This window comes from Pseudomonas sp. WS 5079, from assembly GCF_012985465.1.
Classification (GTDB): Bacteria; Pseudomonadota; Gammaproteobacteria; order Pseudomonadales; family Pseudomonadaceae; genus Aquipseudomonas.
Genome location: NZ_JAAQWN010000003.1, coordinates 404,022 through 420,673 on the forward strand (window position 1 = coordinate 404,022; position 16,652 = coordinate 420,673).

Here is a 16,652-nt window from a genome sequence, read left to right on the forward strand (position 1 = left end):
TGAGGCCCGCATGAGTGACATCCTTGCAGACAGCTTAGACGGCGTAGAACGCCGGTCGCTGGCTGACTTCACCGAAAATGCCTACCTCAACTACTCCATGTACGTGATCATGGACCGTGCCTTGCCGCATATCGGCGACGGCCTGAAACCGGTACAGCGGCGCATTATCTACGCCATGAGTGAGTTGGGCCTGGACGCGGACTCCAAGCACAAGAAGTCGGCGCGTACCGTCGGTGACGTGCTCGGCAAGTTCCACCCCCACGGCGACTCGGCGTGCTATGAAGCCATGGTGCTGATGGCCCAGCCGTTCAGCTACCGCTACACCCTGGTCGATGGCCAGGGCAACTGGGGTGCGCCGGATGATCCTAAGTCGTTCGCCGCCATGCGTTACACCGAGGCGCGGCTGTCGCGTTACTCCGAAGTGCTGCTCAGCGAGCTGGGCCAGGGCACGGCAGACTGGGGCCCGAACTTCGACGGCACCCTCGACGAGCCTCTGGTCTTGCCGGCGCGCCTGCCCAATATCCTGCTTAACGGCACCACCGGCATCGCCGTGGGCATGGCCACCGACGTACCGCCACACAACCTGCGTGAAGTCGCCACCGCCTGCGTACGCCTGCTCGATGAGCCCAAGGCCACGGTCGAGCAGCTGTGCGAGCATATCCAGGGTCCGGACTACCCGACCGAAGCGGAAATCATCACGCCGCGTGCCGACCTGCTGAAAATGTACGAGACCGGCAAGGGCTCGGTGCGCATGCGCGCGGTGTACCACGTCGAAGATGGCGACATCATCGTCACCGCCTTGCCGCACCAGGTCTCCGGCGCCAAGGTGCTGGAACAGATTGCCGCGCTGATGCAGGCCAAGCCGTCGAAGCTGCCGCAAGTCGCGGACTTGCGTGACGAGTCCGACCACGAGAACCCTTGCCGCATCGTGATCATCCCGACCAATAGCCGGGTCGACCACGAAGTGTTGATGCAGCATCTGTTTGCCAGTACCGAGCTGGAATCCAGCTACCGGGTCAACGTCAACATCATCGGCCTGGACGGCAAGCCGCAGCTGAAAAACCTGCGCAACCTGCTGGTGGAGTGGCTGGAGTTCCGGGTCAATACCGTGCGCCGCCGCCTGCAGTTCCGCCTGGACAAGGTCGAGCGCCGCCTGCATCTGTTGGACGGCTTGCTGATTGCCTACCTCAACCTGGATGAAGTGATCCACATCATCCGCACCGCAGAGCACCCGAAGGCCGAGTTGATCGCGCGTTTCGAACTGAGCGAGATCCAGGCCGACTACATCCTCGATACCCGTCTGCGTCAGTTGGCGCGCCTGGAAGAGATGAAGCTGCGCGACGAGCAGGACGCGTTGCTCAAGGAACAAGCCAAACTGCAAGCGCTGCTGGGTAGCGAAGCCAAGCTCAAGAAGCTGGTGCGCAGCGAACTGATCAAAGATGCCGAAACCTATGGCGACGACCGCCGCTCGCCGATTGTCGAGCGCGCCGAAGCCAAGGCCCTGACTGAAACCGAGCTGTTGCCCAACGAGAAAATTACCGTCGTTCTGTCGGAAAAGGGTTGGGTTCGTTCTGCCAAGGGGCATGATATTGATGCCACTGGCTTGTCGTACAAGGCGGGCGATGGGTTCAAGACCGCCGCAGCCGGGCGTTCCAACCAGTTCGCGGTGTTTATCGACTCCACCGGGCGCAGTTATTCGGTGCCGGCCCATACCCTGCCATCTGCACGGGGCCAGGGCGAACCGCTGACCGGCCGCCTGACGCCGCCGCCAGGGGCAAGTTTTGAATGTGTATTGCTGCCCGATGATGACTCGCTGTACGTGATCGCCTCCGACGCCGGCTACGGTTTTGTGGTCAAGGGTGAGGACTTGCAGGCCAAGAACAAGGCGGGCAAGGCCCTGCTGAGCCTGCCGAACAACGCCAAGGTGATCCTGCCGCGCCCGGTCGAGGACCGCGAGGGCAATTGGCTGGCATCGGTGACCACCGAAGGGCGCTTGCTGGTGTTCAAGATCAGCGACCTGCCGCAACTGGGCAAGGGCAAGGGCAACAAGATCATTGGTATCCCAGGGGAGCGGGTGGCCAGTCGCGAAGAGTACGTGACCGACATCGCGGTGATCCCGGAAGGCTCGACCCTGGTGCTGCAGGCCGGTAAACGCACGTTGTCCCTGCGTCCTGACGACCTTGAGCACTACAAGGGCGAACGTGGACGCCGCGGGAACAAATTGCCCCGTGGCTTCCAGCGGGTAGATGCATTGCTGGTAGAAACACCCGCTTAAAGCGATATAGAGCGCCCGATCTACGATTTAACGCGTAGATCGGCGCTTTCGCGCTGGAGTCATGGCGCATATTCACGGATGATATGGCCTTTCCAGCGCCGGCGTGGCTGAGCGCGTATAGGTTATTTTTAGTATTACATTGTGGTTTGCCTTGTGGCAGCCACCTGGATGGGATGATGACTGCTCCACGCCTTCCTTTATTTTTGATGCTCGCCGGCCTTTTGGGGTTGGCGGGTTGCACTACGCACCAACCGGTGTCGCTGTACCAGCTGGATAGCGGAAATCCGGCGCAGCCAGCGCAAAGTGCTGGCATGGCGGTCTTGCTCGGTCCGGTAGTGGTTGCCGATTACCTGCAACGTGAAACCCTGCTGCAACGCCAGGACGATGGCAGCCTGCAAGGCTCCATCGACGGCCGTTGGGCCGGTAGCCTGTCGTCGGATATCAACCAGTTGATGTTGCGTCAGGTGGCTGGCCACTTGGACAGCCAGCGTGTGGTGCTGTCGCCGGCGCCTACAAGCTTCTCCCCCGATGTGCAGGTATTGCTGACCATCACGCGCCTGGACTCCGGGGCTTCCCAGCCGGCGATCCTTGACGCGCAATGGCGCCTGATCGACCGCCGCGGCCAGGTGCGGGACAACCGCATCGTGCATCTGCAGGAGCAACATGCCGGCAGCACCGCTTCACAGGTCCAGGCCCAGGGTGTGTTGTTGCAGCGTTTGGCTGAGCAGTTGTCGGTAGCCCTCAAGCCGCTGGCCAACCAGCCACCGATTGCCGAAGCCCCACGCAAACAGGCCCCGGCCCCGGCCAAGCCGGCAGCTCCGGAAAAGCCAAAGATCCCGATGGCTTCGCCGATTCGTACGGATATGGAAGTGTTCAGGTTCTGACCTGGATCGCAGCCAAATAAAAGGCCCGCTGAGTAAGCGGGCCTTTTTGTTTGGTGCAGATCAAATGTGGGAGCGGGCTTGCCCGCGATAGCGCAGTGTCAGTTGACACTTGATTGACTGATCCAGCGCCATCGCGGGCAAGCCCGCAGTGTTGTTTAGGGCTTGTTCCGAGTCTCATGCATCCGCGCCAGCTGGCGCTCCAGCATCGACGGGTAAGGCTCCATCAAGCGCTCTACACAGCACGCGCCTTCAGGGCTGGCAATCGGGCGGATACGCGCGCGTTGGCGGATCAAGGCGTCGTCGCTGATCTTGCGCTCCACCAGCAGCAGGTTGCGGCTGTGTTGCGACAAGGCCAGGGCATCCTGGGCGTTTTCGGTCAGCAACAGGTCGATCTGGCTCATGCCATATAGATCGTCGCCCAAGGTCAGGCCCAGTTGCAGTTGCAGGGTGATGCCGCTGTCAGCGACTTCGATCTGCAAGGCATGGCCCAGGGCGCGCAGCAGCTCACCGCAGCAGATGGCGTTGGTCAAATAATCTTCGCCGCTGTCTTCGCTGTGGAACAGCATCAGCGTGCTGCCATCGTTGAGGGTGTGCAGCTCGCTCTGGTACAGCGACGCCGCCTGGTCAAGGCAGTCGCGGTAGCGTTCCAGCAACTCGGTCAGGCGTGCCCGTGGCAGGCGGCGCAATTGCTCCTGGGCGCCCAGTTGCACGGCCAATACCGCGCTGTGCTGGGGTTGGCTGTTCGCAGGCTTGGGCGCGACCACCGGGCTTGGTGCCGACTCGTCACGCAGGTCGGCAAACGGGTCGTCTTCGTCCAGGCTGTCTTCGTCGGCCTTGATGAGGGTGCGCGGTAGCGGCTTGAGGCCTGCCACCGGCGCCGACTCGTCGAAGCTCGGGTCGCGCAGGTTGCGCACCTCGAACTCGGGCTCGTCGTCATAGTCGGTGTCGTCGAACTCTGGCTCAGGCTCAGGCTTGGCTTCGGGCACGGCCGGCTCCGGGGCAAAGCTTGTGTGCAACTGGCGGGCAAGGTCGCCGATCTCATCCTGGCGGTCGGTGGCCGGGGTGTGTTCGTCGATGTCGCGCAACCAGATGCGCAGTTGCATCAGGGGCGTGGAGATATGCCGGCCCAGACGCAGGCTCAAGGCCAGGGCCAGGGCCAGCAGGATCGCGCTGAGGATGCCCATGCTTTGCAGGCTGATGGTCATCGGCTGCTGGAACTGTTGCATGTCCAGGCTGATGCGCAATTGGCCGGCTTTCACATCCTGAAACGTGATATTGCTCTGGTACAAGCCTTCGGCTTCACCCAACAGGCCGTTTTTCGGGCGTTGCCCGGCTTCGGCCATGATCCGGTTGTCCACGCTGTAGATGGCGGCGTGGGCCACCAGCGGGTTCTTGGTCAGGTTGTTGAGCAGCACGTTGAGGCTGAGGATGTCATTGGACACCAACAGCTCGGTCGCCGAGGTGGCGGTCTGGGTCGTCAAGCTCTCGCCCAGGGCGTCGGCTTGCTCGTGCATGGCCTGTTTGAACTGCAAACCCATCACGCACGCGTAGATCACCAGGGCCAGGGCGACCAGGATCACGTTATGGCTGGCAATGCGTAATGCGATCGGTACACGGCGGTGGCGCAGTGCCCGGAAGATCAGCAGGAAGAAGTTATCGGTTTTTACTGGCGTGGGCCGGTTCACTTGCGCTCGGCTCTTGGTCCGTGAAGTTGACGCGCAGTATAGCGACAGGCCCAAGACCGGCAAAGCGCTGGCTGTGCCCGATGGTCACTGAAAGTGGGTAGAATGCGGTTTTTTTCCAGCTCGGGGGTGCGCTTTGCGCGAAATTGTCCTGATTAACATCACAGGTGAGGACCGTCCGGGTCTTACCGCAGCCATCACCGGTGTCCTGGCCCAGGGTGGCGTGACCATTCTGGACATCGGCCAGGCCGTGATCCACGACACCCTGTCGTTCGGCATTCTGGTGGAGATTCCAGATACCGAACAGGCCTCGTCCGTGCTCAAGGACATCCTGTTTACGGCCTATAAGCTGGATCAGCAGGTGCGGTTCACTCCGGTATCCGAAGAGGATTACCAGCACTGGGTGGCCGGCCAAGGCAAGAAACGCCACATCGTCACGCTGCTGACGCGCAAGGTCACCGCCGAACAGTTGCAGCGGGTCAGCTCGATCACCGCGCAATACGGCTTGAACATCGACCATATCGACCGTCTGTCGGGTCGTATGCCGCTGGACATGCCGGCGGACCAGGGCAAGGGTTGTATCGAGTTCTCTGTGCGCGGTGAGCCGGCCGATCCACAGGCCTTGCGCGCCGAGTTCCTTAGCGTCGCCCAGGAACTGAACGTGGATATCGCCTTCCAGGAAGACTCGCTGTTCCGTCGCAATCGCCGCCTGGCGGTGTTCGACATGGACTCGACCCTGATCGAAGCCGAAGTCATCGACGAGTTGGCCAAGGCTGCGGGCGTTGGCGAGCAAGTTTCCCAGATCACTGAACGCGCGATGGCGGGTGAGCTGGACTTTCGCGCCAGCTTCAAGGAGCGCCTGGCGCTGCTCAAGGGCCTGGACGTCAGCGTCCTCGACTCTATCGGCGCCTCCCTGCGCTTGACCGAAGGTGCCGAAACCCTGTTCGCCGAACTCAAGCGCCTGGGCTACAAGACAGCGATCCTTTCGGGCGGCTTTACCTACTTCGCCAAGCAATTGCAGGCCAAGCTGGGCATCGACTATGTGTTCGCCAACGAGCTGGAAGTGGTGGATGGCAAGGTGACGGGCGTGGCGGTCGAGCCGATTGTCGACGCGCAGCGCAAAGCTGATCTGCTACGGGAGCTGGCACACAAGGAAGGTTTACGTCTGGAGCAGACCATTGCGGTCGGCGACGGCGCCAATGACCTGCCGATGCTGGCTATCGCCGGGTTGGGCGTAGCGTTCCGTGCCAAGCCGCTGGTCAAGCAGTCGGCCAAGCAGGCGATTTCGACGTTGGGGTTGGACGGTGTGCTGTATCTGTTGGGCCTGCGCGATCGCGACGGGCAGCTGTAAGCCGAGATCAAAATGTAGGAGCTGGCTTGCCAGCGATAGCGGTGTTGGATTCACCACCGTCATCGCCGGCAAGCCGGCTCCTACAATGAAGGCTGCATCAGGCTTTTGGTAGCGCGATACCCTGGCCCATCTGCACCGGAGTTCCCGCCACCAGTTCTTCAGCCCACTGCACCTGATTCGGCCCGAACAGTACGATAGCGGTCGAACCCAGCTTGAAGCGCCCCAGTTCCGCACCTTTTTCCAGGTGGATCGGTGCACGGGCGGCTTCGTCGTAGCGCACGGTTTTCAGCTCGCGCTTGGGCGGCGTCACCAGCCCGGCCCATACGGTTTCAATCGACGCCACAATCATCGCGCCCACCAATACCACGGCCATCGGGCCGCGTTCGGTATCGAACAGGCAGACAACACGCTCGTTACGCGCAAACAGTTCCGGCACGTTTTCGGCGGTGGTCTGGTTGACCGAGAAAATCCGCCCAGGCACGTAGACCATTTCCCGCAGGGTGCCGGCCAGTGGCATGTGCACGCGGTGGTAGTCCTTCGGCGACAGGTAGATGGTGGCAAAGTCGCCGCCCATGAACGGTGCGGCAACGGCGGCGTCGCCACCGAGCAACTCCAGCACGCTGAAACTGTGGCCCTTGGCCTGGAACACACGACCGTGCTCGATCGGGCCGAGCTGGCTGACGGCGCCGTCTGCCGGGCTCAACACCGCGCCCGGGGTTGGGTCCAGTGGGCGCGCGCCGTCCTTCAGGGCGCGGGTGAAGAAGGCGTTGAAGTGCTCGTAGGCGGTCACGTCTTCCACCAGCGCCTGGGACATATCCACCTGGTAGCGCTTGGCGAACCAGGTGGTGAAGGCATTCTTGAACCAGCGCACACGGCATTCGGCGATGCAGCCGGCCAGGCGCGACAGCAGGTGGTGGGGCAGCAGGTACTGGCTGAGGATAAACAAACGCTTTTTCATGAACTGTCCTTAAACCTTAAATCTCGACGGGGGTGTCGGGGTGGTTGCCCCATTCGCCCCAGGAACCGGCATAACCTTTGACTCGCGGATAACCGAGCGCCTTGGCCACCAGGTAGGTGAAGCCAGAACGGTGGTGAGTCTGGCAGTGGGTAATGATTTCTTTGTCTTTGCTCAGGCCCAGGCCTTCGAGGATCTGCGGCATGTCGCGACGGATCCGCAGGTTGCGCGCCTTGTCCATGCCCGCCGTCCATTCGAAGTTGACCGCACCGGGAATATGTCCGCCCTTGGCGGCGAGGACTTTCTCTCCCGAGTATTCCAGCGGCCCGCGTGCATCCCAGATGCCCAGGTCGGCAGCGCCGAGGCGGCTTTGCAGGTACTCGCGGGTGGCGGTGGGCTCGTCGTGCAGGGTCAGGCTGACCGGCCCACCCACGGCGGCGGTTGCCTCGGTGGACACCGGGTGCTGCTCGTCCAGCCACGCCAGCAGGCCGCCATCGAGGTAGTGATACTTTTTGTGGCCGATCACGTCGAGCAGCCAGATAAAGCGCCCGGCCCAGCCGCCGCCTTCGTCGTCGTACACCACGTAGGTGGCGTCCGGAGTGTGGCCCAGTTCGCCGAACAGCTTCTCCAGGTCGGCCTTGGCCGGCAGCAGCCCCGGTGCCGGAGGCTGGCCCAGTTGGGTGCGTTTGGGATCAACAAAGTGCGCGCCGGGGATATGCCCCTGGGCATAACGGGCGGCGCTGGTGAGGTCCACCAGAATCAACGGCTCGGCGGCGAGGCGGCCAAGCAGGTCGCTGGGCTCGATCACCAGCGGCAAGCCAGAAAAGTCAGGCATGTGAGGTCTCCCGGGCACTAGGTTGGGCGATAAAAGAGGGCGATTGTAACGCAAGCATCAGGTGGTGCGGTTGGTAAAGCAGTGCAGGGCTTTCTCGATGCATTGGGCGGTTTTACCGAAGGCCTGTACGGTGGTTTCGGAGAACGGCCCGCCACCCTGGTCGGCCACCATCAGCATCACCACCCGGCCGTTACAGCTCAGGGAGCGCAACAGCAGGTGCTCGCCGACAAACAGGCGACGCAATGAGGTCGGCAGCAGTGCCGCGAATTGCGCGTGATTGTCCGGGTTAAGGCGCACCTGCGCAGACTTCTCCAGCAGGCGTTGCAGCAGCGTGCTTTGTGCGGTTTCAAGGCTCAGGTTGGCGGCGTCCTTGGGCAGGCCATCGACCTGATGCACGCGCAGCGTGGTCAAGGCCTTGTCGGCCATCAGCAACATGACGCGCTGCATGCCACTGGCCACCAGGGCCTCCTTGGCACAGGTGGTCAGGTGCATGGCGTTGGCGAAGCGGCTGGGCTCCACCAACAGTTCGCTGCAGCGCTTGCGCCAGACCGCCAGGGATTCGGCGGTGGGCGGCGGTGCTGGCAGCAGGCCGCGATGCACCCGCTGCACATGCCACGGCCAGATCAGTGCCAACGCTGGGTGCCAGAGACCGGCGGTCAAGGTATGGCGGGCGCTGATGGCTGCCTGCTGGTGCACCTGTTGCTGCACATCGGCCAGCGGTTGTTGCAGGTACAGTGCGGTGAGGTACTGCCAGCGCTGGGTGTGCGGGCAGGTCCAGGACTCCTGCGCTGCCAGCGCCATGCCATTGGCCAGCAGCACGGTGTTGGCCGGCTGGTTCAGCCAGCGCCGCAGCGCTGGGTCGTCATCGAGTTTTTGCTGCTGGCTCAGGGGCGCTTCATCGCGGGCGATGTGCAGGGCCTTGACCAGCAAGCGTTGTTCCTTGAGCAGCAGTTGGTAGCCCTGGGACACCCAGATCGGCAAGCGCCAGGCCTCGGTCAGCCCCAGGCACAGTTCCAGCAGGCGCACGCCGAACAGTTCCTGCTCGACCTTGCGTGCCGATTGGCCCTTGTGGATCACCCGCAGTTCCCATTCTTCCAAAAGCTTTGGGTAGGCCACGGCCATCGGCCACAGCGGCGAGAGAAACAGCAGGCTGCCCCAATGAATGTCCTGCCACAGGCGCGCCAGGCGGCTGGCGAACAGGCCATTGGCTTGTTGCGAGGCGTGCTGGCTGATCAGTTGCAGTTGACGCAGGGCCACGGGGATTTCATTGAGCGGCACCGACGGCAGGCGCACGAGCAGTTCTTCGGTGCGCTTGAGGCCGAGGCGGTTGATCGCCACTTCAAGGTTTTCTGCAGGCTCTGCAAGGCTGCCGTGGGCCTGGTTGTTGGCTTCGCGCATGACGCTCAGGACTAGCGCCGGGCTGTCTTGCATCAGCTCCGCAATATCTCGCAACGAACGGCGGCTGTCGCCGATGGCCTTGCACACCGCAACGTGGCTCGCTTGCGGGACGGGCAGGTGCACCTCGTCCAGACGCTTGATCCAGCCAGCCAGGGAGTTGGGTTTTGCAGTTGGGACTGTCGTTTCGTTTGCCATGATTGGGGCGCGATCATCACTTGCGGTCAACACGCCCGGAGTGGGCCGAACTGGCTTTTCGCCTTAACGGGCTATAGTCTGGCGCAGTTTTGCCGATAAGTAGAAGAAGAGTTTTTAGATCTTCCGAATATGTCCATGAACCCGACGGCGCAAGTACTCATCCCCTATGGCTAAAATTATCGGCATCATCGTCGTCATCGCAAGCGTGCTCGGCGGATACGTTCTGTCCCACGGTAAAATTGCTGCGCTGATCCAGCCCTTCGAAGTGCTGATCATCGGCGGTGCGGCGTTTGGCGCTTTCCTGCAGGCTAACCCAGGCTACATGACCATGCACGTGGTCAAAAAGTCGCTGGGCATGTTCAGCTCGCGCTTTTCCCACACGTTCTATCTGGAAGTGCTGGGCCTGGTCTACGAGATCCTCAACAAGAGCCGCCGCGAAGGCATGATGGCCATTGAGGCGGATATCGAGGACGCTGCAGCGAGCCCGATCTTCGCCAAGTACCCGGCCGTGCTCAAGGACGAGCGCATGACCGCCTACATCTGCGACTACCTGCGCATCATGTCCTCCGGCAACATGGCCCCGCACGAGCTGGAAGGCCTGTTCGACATGGAGCTGTTCAGTTTGAAAGAAGAGCTGGAGCACCCGTCCCACGCCGTGACCGGCATCGCCGACGGCATGCCCGGTTTCGGTATTGTCGCGGCGGTACTGGGTATCGTGGTGACCATGGCGTCCCTGGGCGAGGGCGACCAGGCGGCCATCGGTATGCACGTAGGCGCGGCGCTGGTGGGGACCTTCTTCGGTATTCTCGCGGCCTATGGTTTCTTTGGCCCGCTGGCCACCTCCCTGGCCCACGATGCCAAGGAAGAGCTGAACATCTACGAAGCAATCAAGGCGTCGCTGGTGGCTTCGGCTTCCGGTATGCCGCCGTCCCTGGCCGTGGAATTCGGGCGCAAGGTGCTGTATCCGAAGCACCGCCCGAGCTTTGCCGAGCTGGAACAAGCAGTTCGCGGTCGCTAAGCCATGGAAAACAACCAGCCAATCATCATCAAGCGCGTCAAGCGCTTCGCTGCCGGGCACCACGGCGGCGCCTGGAAAATCGCCTTCGCCGACTTTGCGACGGCGATGATGGCGTTCTTCCTGGTGCTGTGGCTGATGTCCACTGCGACGCCGGAACAGAAGATCGCCATCGCCGGTTATTTCAAGGATCCCATCGGCTTCTCCGAGAGTGGCACGCCGTTTGTGATCGACCTGGGTGGTTCGCCAGAATTGGCTCCCGAGCGCACCATCAACCCGGAAGTCCAGACCGAAGCGCCCCAGAAAAACATCCCGATCGAACGCCAGACCGTCGAGAGCATGGCCGAACAGGTCGAGCAGGAGCGCCTGGAGTTGTTGCTGCAAGAGCTGCAGAACAAGGTCGACGAGAACCCGCAACTGCAAAAATTCAAGGATCAGATCCACTTCGAGATCACCCCGGACGGCCTGCGTATCCAGATCATGGATGACGCCAATCGACCGATGTTCGACTCTGGCAGTGCGCGCCTCAAGCCCTACTTCGAAGACATCCTGCTGGCCATGGCCGACACCATCAAGGCGGTGCCGAACAAGATCAGCGTCAGCGGCCATACCGATGCCAAGCCGTATTCGGGCCTGGGCGATTTCGGTAACTGGGAGCTGTCCGCCAACCGCGCCAACGCCGCCCGTCGTGCCCTGGTGGCTGGCAGTTACCCAGACACCCAGGTGGCGCGGGTGGTGGGCTTTGCTTCATCGCAGTTGTTTGATACCCAGGACCCATTCAACCCGATCAACCGGCGCATCGACATCGTGGTGCTGACCAAAAAAGCCCAGCGCGCCATCGAAGGCGAGCAGGGCACTCCACCGCCAGTGCCGACCCAGGGCGAGGGCGCTCCGGGTGAAGTCCCGGTGGACCCGAACGCCCTGCCACCCGAGCAGCAGCCGTTGCCGGCCCATGAGCTGCGCCAGAAGCTGAATTTGTTTGACGAGGGTGGGGTGAAGGCTCCCGGAGAAGCCCCGGCCGGTAGCTGATGCGGCTTAGGTGGGAGCGGGCTTGCTCGCGATAGCATCACCTCGGTGCATCAGTTGCACCGAGTTGTCTGCATCGCGGGCAAGCCCGCTCCCACACAAGCGTGCATCTACAACTTAATAGCTGCTTTCGGGCAAGCTGGCGATGATCGAGCGATAGCTGTTCATCCGTTGTTGCTGCACGCGCCCATCGTCCAGGGCCTTGAGCAAGGCGCAGCCTGGCTCGCGGTCGTGCTTGCAGTCGCGAAAGCGGCACGTGCCGATCAGGTCGTTGAACTCGATGAAACCCGCTTCGACATCAGCACGGCTGACGTGGCCCAGGCCGAACTCACGGATGCCGGGGGAGTCGATCAACTCGCCACCGCCCGGGAAGTGGAACAGACGCGCGGTGGTGGTGGTGTGCGTGCCCTGGCCGGACAGTTCCGACAGCGGGCCGACGCGGGTCTCGACTTCCGGCAGCAGGCTGTTGACCAAAGACGACTTGCCCACGCCCGACTGGCCGACGAACACGCTGATGCGCCCGTCCAACTGCTGTTGCAGCTGTTCCATGCCGTTGCCATGGTGCGCCGAGACTTCCAGCACCGGGTAGCCCAACTGCCGATACACCGCGAGCAATGCATTGAGCGCCGGGGCGTTCTGTTCGTCGATCAGGTCGAATTTGTTCAGCAGCAACAGCGGGCGGATGCCGGCGTGTTCGGCCGCCACCAGGTAGCGGTCGATCAGGTTGGCGTGGGGCTCGGGCAGCGGGGCGAAGACGATGACAATCATGTCGACGTTGGCCGCCACCGGCTTGAGTTGGCCACGGCTGTCGGGGCGACGCAGTTCGGTGGTGCGCGGCAGTTGCGCGACGATCACCCCGATACCCTGGTTGCCGGCACGCCATACCACTTTGTCGCCAGTGACCAGCGCCGGCAGGTTGGCGCGCAGGTGGCAGCGGAACACTGCGCCGGCCAGTTCGCCTTCCAGGGCCTCGACTTCGACCTGCACCCCAAAGTGCGCGATTACCAGGCCCGTTTGCTCGGGGCCGAGGTCGCCACCCTCCAGCGCTTCTACGGCAGAGGATTCACGTTTGGCGGCGCGGGCAGCGCGTTCACCCTGGATCTTTTCGATGCGCCAGTTTTGGCGGCGGTTGAGCTGGCGTTTGGCCATTGGTGTTCCGTGTCGATAATGCAAAGGTTGGATAAAACGGTCGCGAGTCTAGCACGCCCCGCCTGCTAAACTGCGCAGCTACGCCAAGGTGCCAAGGAACCACGACATGCAAAACCCACAGAACCTGATTTGGATCGATCTGGAAATGACCGGTCTGAACCCTGACACCGACGTCATCATCGAGATGGCGACCATTGTCACCGACAGCAACCTCAACACCTTGGCCGAAGGTCCGGTGATCGCCATCCACCACAGCGACGCGGTGCTGGCCACCATGGACGAGTGGAACACCCGCACCCACGGCAACTCGGGCCTGACCCAGCGCGTGCGCGACAGCCGCGTGAGCATGGCTGAGGCTGAGGCCGAGACGATTGCGTTCCTGGAAAAGTGGGTGCCCAAAGGCAAGTCGCCGATCTGTGGCAACAGCATCTGCCAGGACCGTCGCTTCCTTTATACCCACATGAAGGGGCTGGAAAGCTACTTCCACTACCGCAACCTTGATGTGTCGACCTTGAAAGAACTGGCCGCGCGCTGGGCGCCAGAGGTCAAGGACAGCTTCCACAAGGGCAGCACCCACCTGGCCCTGGATGATATCCGCGAGTCGATTGCCGAATTGCAGCACTACCGCAAGCATTTCATCAAGGCCTGACTTGCAGCAGGGAGGTGCCCTCTGTAGGAGTTCCGCTTGCCGGCGATGGCGTCCTCAAGGGCCCCATCGCCGGCAAGCGGGGCTCCTACACGGATGTTCGCGTGGGTTTTCTGGCCGCCCCCTTTTGGTGCCCCTGCCAAATGATTAGACTGCGCGCCTCTTTGCAAGGATCGCCATCATGCTGCTGATGCTCTACCTCATCGCCATCACCGCCGAAGCCATGACTGGTGCCTTGTCGGCTGGCCGTCGTGGCATGGATTGGTTCGGCGTGGTGCTGATTGCGTGCGTCACAGCCCTTGGCGGCGGTTCGGTACGCGATGTGTTGCTTGGCCACTACCCGCTCACCTGGGTCAAACACCCGGAATACCTGGTGCTGACCTCGGTAGCGGCATTGGTGACGATCTTTATCGCCCCATTGATGCGTCATTTGCGTTCACTGTTTTTGGCGCTGGACGCCGTGGGCCTGGTGGCGTTCACCCTGATCGGCTGCATGACGGCCCTGGAAATGGGCCACGGCATGCTGGTGGCCTCGGTCAGCGGGGTGATCACCGGGGTCTTCGGCGGGATCCTGCGGGATATCTTCTGTAACGATATCCCATTGATCTTCCGCCGCGAGCTGTACGCCAGCGTGTCGTTCCTCGCCGCCTGGTGCTACATGCTGTGCATCTACCTCGAATTGCCCAGCGAGCAGGCGATCCTGCTGACCTTGTTCAGCGGTTTTCTATTGCGTCTGCTGGCGATCCGCTTTCACTGGGAAATGCCCAAGTTCGTCTACAACGACGAACATTGACGGAGCGCGTGCTGGTTCAGCGCCCATTCCACATGTTCGCGAACCAGTTCGCTGGGGTAGTCCAGGCGTGCCTTCAAGGCTTCCAGCACCGGAATGCTCGAGGGCGCATTGCCCAGGCCCACGGCCAGGTTGCGCAGCCAGCGCTCATAGCCGGCGCGGCGCAGCGGCGAGCCTTCGGTGCTGCTGAGGAATTTATCCTCATCCCACATAAATAACTCAGCCAGTTCGGCGTTATCCAGATTGTGGCGCGGCTTGAAATCGCTTTCTCCTGAGGGGCGGGCGAAACGATTCCATGGGCAAACGATCTGACAGTCATCGCAGCCGAAAACCCGGTTGCCAATCAACGGCCGCAGCTCTTCGGGGATCGCGCTCTTGAGCTCGATGGTCAGGTACGAAATGCAGCGCCGGGCGTCCAGTACATAGGGGCCGACGAAGGCATTGGTCGGGCAGATATCCAGGCAGGCGGTGCAGCGGCCGCAGTGTTCGGTGCTGTGGGGCGGATCGATGGGCAGCGGCAGGTCGACAAACAGCTCACTGAGGAAGAAGTAGCTACCGGCCTTGCGGTTGAGGACCAGGGTGTTTTTGCCGATCCAGCCTAAACCTGCCTGTTCGGCGATGGCTTTTTCCAGCACCGGGGCGCTGTCGACAAAGGCGCGAAAGCCAAACGGGCCGATCTGTGCCTGGATCCGGTCGGCCAGTTGCTGCACGCGCTTGCGGATCAGCTTGTGGTAGTCGCGGCCCAGGGCGTAGCGGGAGATGTAGGCTTTTTCGGGTTGGGCCAGCAGTTGCGCCATTTGCGTGTCGCCGGGCAGGTAATCCATGCGCAGGGACACCACGCGCAAGGTGCCGGGTACCAGCTCGTCAGGGTGCGAGCGCTTGCTGCCATGGGCGCCCATGTAGTCCATCTCGCCGTGATAGCCCGCGTCGAGCCAGCGCTGCAGGTGCTGTTCATGCTCGGCCAGGTCCAGGCCGCTGATGCCGACTTGTTGAAAGCCCAGCTCGCGGCCCCAGTCTTTGATCGATTGGGCGAGGGCGGGCAGATCGGTGGTAATAGCAGGCATGAGACGAGAGAAACCGCAGGTTAGATGCGTATAATTCTGCCAGACATCGGAGCTTGAAGACGCATGCCGCAGACAAAACACGAAATAACTGACGTTCAGCCCCTGTTGCCCGGCCATTTGCCGCAACTGGCTGCGCGTTCCCCAGAGGCCCACAAGGGCCAGTTTGGCCATGTCCTGGTGATTGGCGGCGACCATGGCTTTGGCGGGGCGGGGTTGCTGAGTGCCGAAAGCGCGCTGCGCAGCGGTGCTGGCCTGGTGTCCCTGGCGACCCGCAGCGAACACGTCCCGGCGGCCTTGACCCGCTTGCCGGAAATCATGGCGCGGGGCGTGCATTCGGCCAACCAATTGATGGGCCTGCTGGAAAAAGTCTCGGTGATTGTTATCGGCCCTGGCCTGGGCGACATGGCGTGGGGCAAGAGCCTGCTGTCGGTGGCGGCCAATGCCCGGCAACCCCAGGTCTGGGATGCTGACGCGCTGAACCTGCTGGCCGCAGGCCATGTAACCTTGCCGGCCGATTGTGTGATCACCCCGCACCCGGGGGAAGCGGCGCGGCTGATGGGTATTTCGACAGCCGAGGTTCAGGCCGACCGACTTAAGGTGGCGCGCGCGCTGAGCCAGAAATTCAATGCCGTCACGGTACTCAAGGGTGCTGGCAGCCTGATCGCCAGCCCGGATGGGCGGGTATCGCGTTGTGACCAGGGGCATCCGGCCATGGCGTCGGCGGGCCTGGGGGATGTGCTCGCCGGCCTGACCGGCGCGCTGCTGGCCCAGGGCATGCCGGCGTTCGAGGCCGCCAGCCTGGCGGTGTGGTTGCACGCCACGGCGGGTGATCGCCAGGGCACCTTTGGTCGCGGCCTGGTAGCCAGCGACCTGATTCCTGCCATTCGTCAGTTGCTGGAGGAGCAGTCACCGTGTCTGAAGTAACCCTGTTTATTGCCGATGAAGAGGCCATGGTGGCTTTTGGTAAACGCATTGCCGAGATCACCCAGGGCGTGGGCCTGATTTTTCTGCAGGGTGACCTGGGTGCCGGCAAAACCACGCTGTCGCGCGGCATCATTCGCGGGCTTGGGCACGCTGGCGCGGTGAAAAGTCCGACGTTTACCCTGGTAGAACCTTACGAGATCGGTGACCTGCGCGCGTTCCATTTCGACCTGTACCGCCTGGTGGATCCTGAGGAATTGGAGTACATGGGCATCCGCGATTACTTCGATGGCGATGCTTTATGCCTGATCGAGTGGCCGGACAAGGGCACAGGCTTTTTGCCAAAGCCTGACCTGACCATTACCATTACCCCGCATAACCATGGGCGTCAGTTGAAATTGTTGTCCCAGAGCGCGCGCAGTGAGTCTTGGTGCGCCGCTTTGGCTTTGGAATTCTAATAATGGGT

Annotated in this window: 15 protein-coding genes; 9 read left to right on the forward strand and 6 right to left on the reverse strand. The window is 62.2% G+C overall.

From position 1 onward, the window contains the following. The first annotated feature begins 10 nt into the window (after positions 1-10). Together parC and HBO05_RS10540 are read left to right on the forward strand one after the other, a co-directional pair. Entirely contained in the window at positions 11-2,275 is a 2,265-nt protein-coding gene (gene parC / locus HBO05_RS10535; protein ID WP_169952239.1) for a DNA topoisomerase IV subunit A, read from the forward strand. 176 nt (positions 2,276-2,451) lie between these two features. Beyond that, complete coding sequence (locus HBO05_RS10540; RefSeq protein WP_029299146.1) at positions 2,452-3,159, forward strand: ABC-type transport auxiliary lipoprotein family protein; 708 nt, start codon at positions 2,452-2,454, stop codon at positions 3,157-3,159. Between the two features lie 155 nt (positions 3,160-3,314). On the opposite strand, the gene HBO05_RS10545 is transcribed toward HBO05_RS10540, so the two are convergent. After that, entirely contained in the window at positions 3,315-4,844 is a 1,530-nt protein-coding gene (locus HBO05_RS10545) for an AhpA/YtjB family protein (RefSeq protein ID WP_172312566.1), read from the reverse strand. 133 nt (positions 4,845-4,977) lie between these two features. Between HBO05_RS10545 and serB the strand changes: the two genes are divergently transcribed. Further along, the gene (gene serB / locus HBO05_RS10550; RefSeq protein ID WP_169952235.1) at positions 4,978-6,192 is read left to right on the forward strand and encodes a phosphoserine phosphatase SerB; all 1,215 of its coding nucleotides are present in this window, start codon (positions 4,978-4,980) and stop codon (positions 6,190-6,192) included. 97 nt (positions 6,193-6,289) lie between these two features. On the opposite strand, the gene asd is transcribed toward serB, so the two are convergent. From asd to HBO05_RS10565, 3 genes are read right to left on the reverse strand one after another with little or no spacing between them, the layout of a single operon-like run. Beyond that, on the reverse strand, positions 6,290-7,150 hold the full coding sequence (asd, locus tag HBO05_RS10555) for an archaetidylserine decarboxylase (RefSeq protein ID WP_172312568.1): 861 nt from the start codon (positions 7,148-7,150) through the stop codon (positions 6,290-6,292). A gap of 16 nt (positions 7,151-7,166) precedes the next feature. After that, the gene (locus HBO05_RS10560) at positions 7,167-7,982 is read right to left on the reverse strand and encodes a rhodanese-like domain-containing protein (RefSeq protein ID WP_169952231.1); all 816 of its coding nucleotides are present in this window, start codon (positions 7,980-7,982) and stop codon (positions 7,167-7,169) included. A 57-nt stretch (positions 7,983-8,039) separates the two neighbouring features. After that, positions 8,040-9,575, reverse strand: coding sequence for an HDOD domain-containing protein (locus tag HBO05_RS10565; RefSeq protein WP_170042449.1), 1,536 nt, complete (start codon positions 9,573-9,575; stop codon positions 8,040-8,042). Between the two features lie 166 nt (positions 9,576-9,741). Between HBO05_RS10565 and motA the strand changes: the two genes are divergently transcribed. Together motA and motB are read left to right on the forward strand one after the other, a co-directional pair. Then, complete coding sequence (gene motA, locus HBO05_RS10570; protein WP_169952227.1) at positions 9,742-10,593, forward strand: flagellar motor stator protein MotA; 852 nt, start codon at positions 9,742-9,744, stop codon at positions 10,591-10,593. A 3-nt stretch (positions 10,594-10,596) separates the two neighbouring features. After that, entirely contained in the window at positions 10,597-11,619 is a 1,023-nt protein-coding gene (gene motB / locus HBO05_RS10575; protein ID WP_169952225.1) for a flagellar motor protein MotB, read from the forward strand. A 114-nt stretch (positions 11,620-11,733) separates the two neighbouring features. On the opposite strand, the gene rsgA is transcribed toward motB, so the two are convergent. Next, a complete protein-coding gene (rsgA, locus tag HBO05_RS10580; RefSeq protein WP_170042451.1) occupies positions 11,734-12,765 on the reverse strand; it encodes a small ribosomal subunit biogenesis GTPase RsgA in 1,032 nt (343 codons plus the stop codon). A 106-nt stretch (positions 12,766-12,871) separates the two neighbouring features. On the opposite strand from rsgA, the gene orn reads away from it, so the two are divergent. Together orn and HBO05_RS10590 are read left to right on the forward strand one after the other, a co-directional pair. Further along, positions 12,872-13,414, forward strand: coding sequence for an oligoribonuclease (orn, locus tag HBO05_RS10585; RefSeq protein ID WP_169952222.1), 543 nt, complete (start codon positions 12,872-12,874; stop codon positions 13,412-13,414). A 175-nt stretch (positions 13,415-13,589) separates the two neighbouring features. Continuing rightward, the gene (locus HBO05_RS10590; RefSeq protein WP_169851492.1) at positions 13,590-14,204 is read left to right on the forward strand and encodes a trimeric intracellular cation channel family protein; all 615 of its coding nucleotides are present in this window, start codon (positions 13,590-13,592) and stop codon (positions 14,202-14,204) included. Here the strand turns inward: HBO05_RS10590 and queG are convergent. Continuing rightward, positions 14,186-15,265, reverse strand: coding sequence for a tRNA epoxyqueuosine(34) reductase QueG (queG, locus tag HBO05_RS10595; protein ID WP_169952220.1), 1,080 nt, complete (start codon positions 15,263-15,265; stop codon positions 14,186-14,188). The genes HBO05_RS10590 and queG overlap by 19 nt on opposite strands. 63 nt (positions 15,266-15,328) lie before the next feature. On the opposite strand from queG, the gene HBO05_RS10600 reads away from it, so the two are divergent. Next, positions 15,329-16,189, forward strand: a complete 861-nt coding sequence (locus HBO05_RS10600; protein ID WP_169952218.1) for an NAD(P)H-hydrate dehydratase — start codon at positions 15,329-15,331, stop codon at positions 16,187-16,189. Next, positions 16,177-16,644 (forward strand): tRNA (adenosine(37)-N6)-threonylcarbamoyltransferase complex ATPase subunit type 1 TsaE, encoded by a 468-nt coding sequence (tsaE, locus tag HBO05_RS10605; RefSeq protein ID WP_169952216.1) that lies wholly within the window; start codon positions 16,177-16,179, stop codon positions 16,642-16,644. Before HBO05_RS10600 ends, tsaE begins: the two co-directional genes overlap by 13 nt. Positions 16,645-16,652 lie beyond the last annotated feature (8 nt).

What these genes read in the sequence shown, in the direction of transcription:
- rsgA (WP_170042451.1), bottom strand. Translation starts at nt 12,765, where the DNA reads ATGGCCAAACGCCAGCTCAACCGCCGCCAAAACTGGCGCATCGAAAAG.
- motA (WP_169952227.1), top strand. Translation starts at nt 9,742, where the DNA reads ATGGCTAAAATTATCGGCATCATCGTCGTCATCGCAAGCGTGCTCGGC.
- asd (WP_172312568.1), bottom strand. Translation starts at nt 7,150, where the DNA reads ATGAAAAAGCGTTTGTTTATCCTCAGCCAGTACCTGCTGCCCCACCAC.
- queG (WP_169952220.1), bottom strand. Translation starts at nt 15,265, where the DNA reads ATGCCTGCTATTACCACCGATCTGCCCGCCCTCGCCCAATCGATCAAA.
- HBO05_RS10565 (WP_170042449.1), bottom strand. Translation starts at nt 9,575, where the DNA reads ATGGCAAACGAAACGACAGTCCCAACTGCAAAACCCAACTCCCTGGCT.
- parC (WP_169952239.1), top strand. Translation starts at nt 11, where the DNA reads ATGAGTGACATCCTTGCAGACAGCTTAGACGGCGTAGAACGCCGGTCG.
- HBO05_RS10560 (WP_169952231.1), bottom strand. Translation starts at nt 7,982, where the DNA reads ATGCCTGACTTTTCTGGCTTGCCGCTGGTGATCGAGCCCAGCGACCTG.
- HBO05_RS10600 (WP_169952218.1), top strand. Translation starts at nt 15,329, where the DNA reads ATGCCGCAGACAAAACACGAAATAACTGACGTTCAGCCCCTGTTGCCC.
- motB (WP_169952225.1), top strand. Translation starts at nt 10,597, where the DNA reads ATGGAAAACAACCAGCCAATCATCATCAAGCGCGTCAAGCGCTTCGCT.
- orn (WP_169952222.1), top strand. Translation starts at nt 12,872, where the DNA reads ATGCAAAACCCACAGAACCTGATTTGGATCGATCTGGAAATGACCGGT.
- HBO05_RS10540 (WP_029299146.1), top strand. Translation starts at nt 2,452, where the DNA reads ATGACTGCTCCACGCCTTCCTTTATTTTTGATGCTCGCCGGCCTTTTG.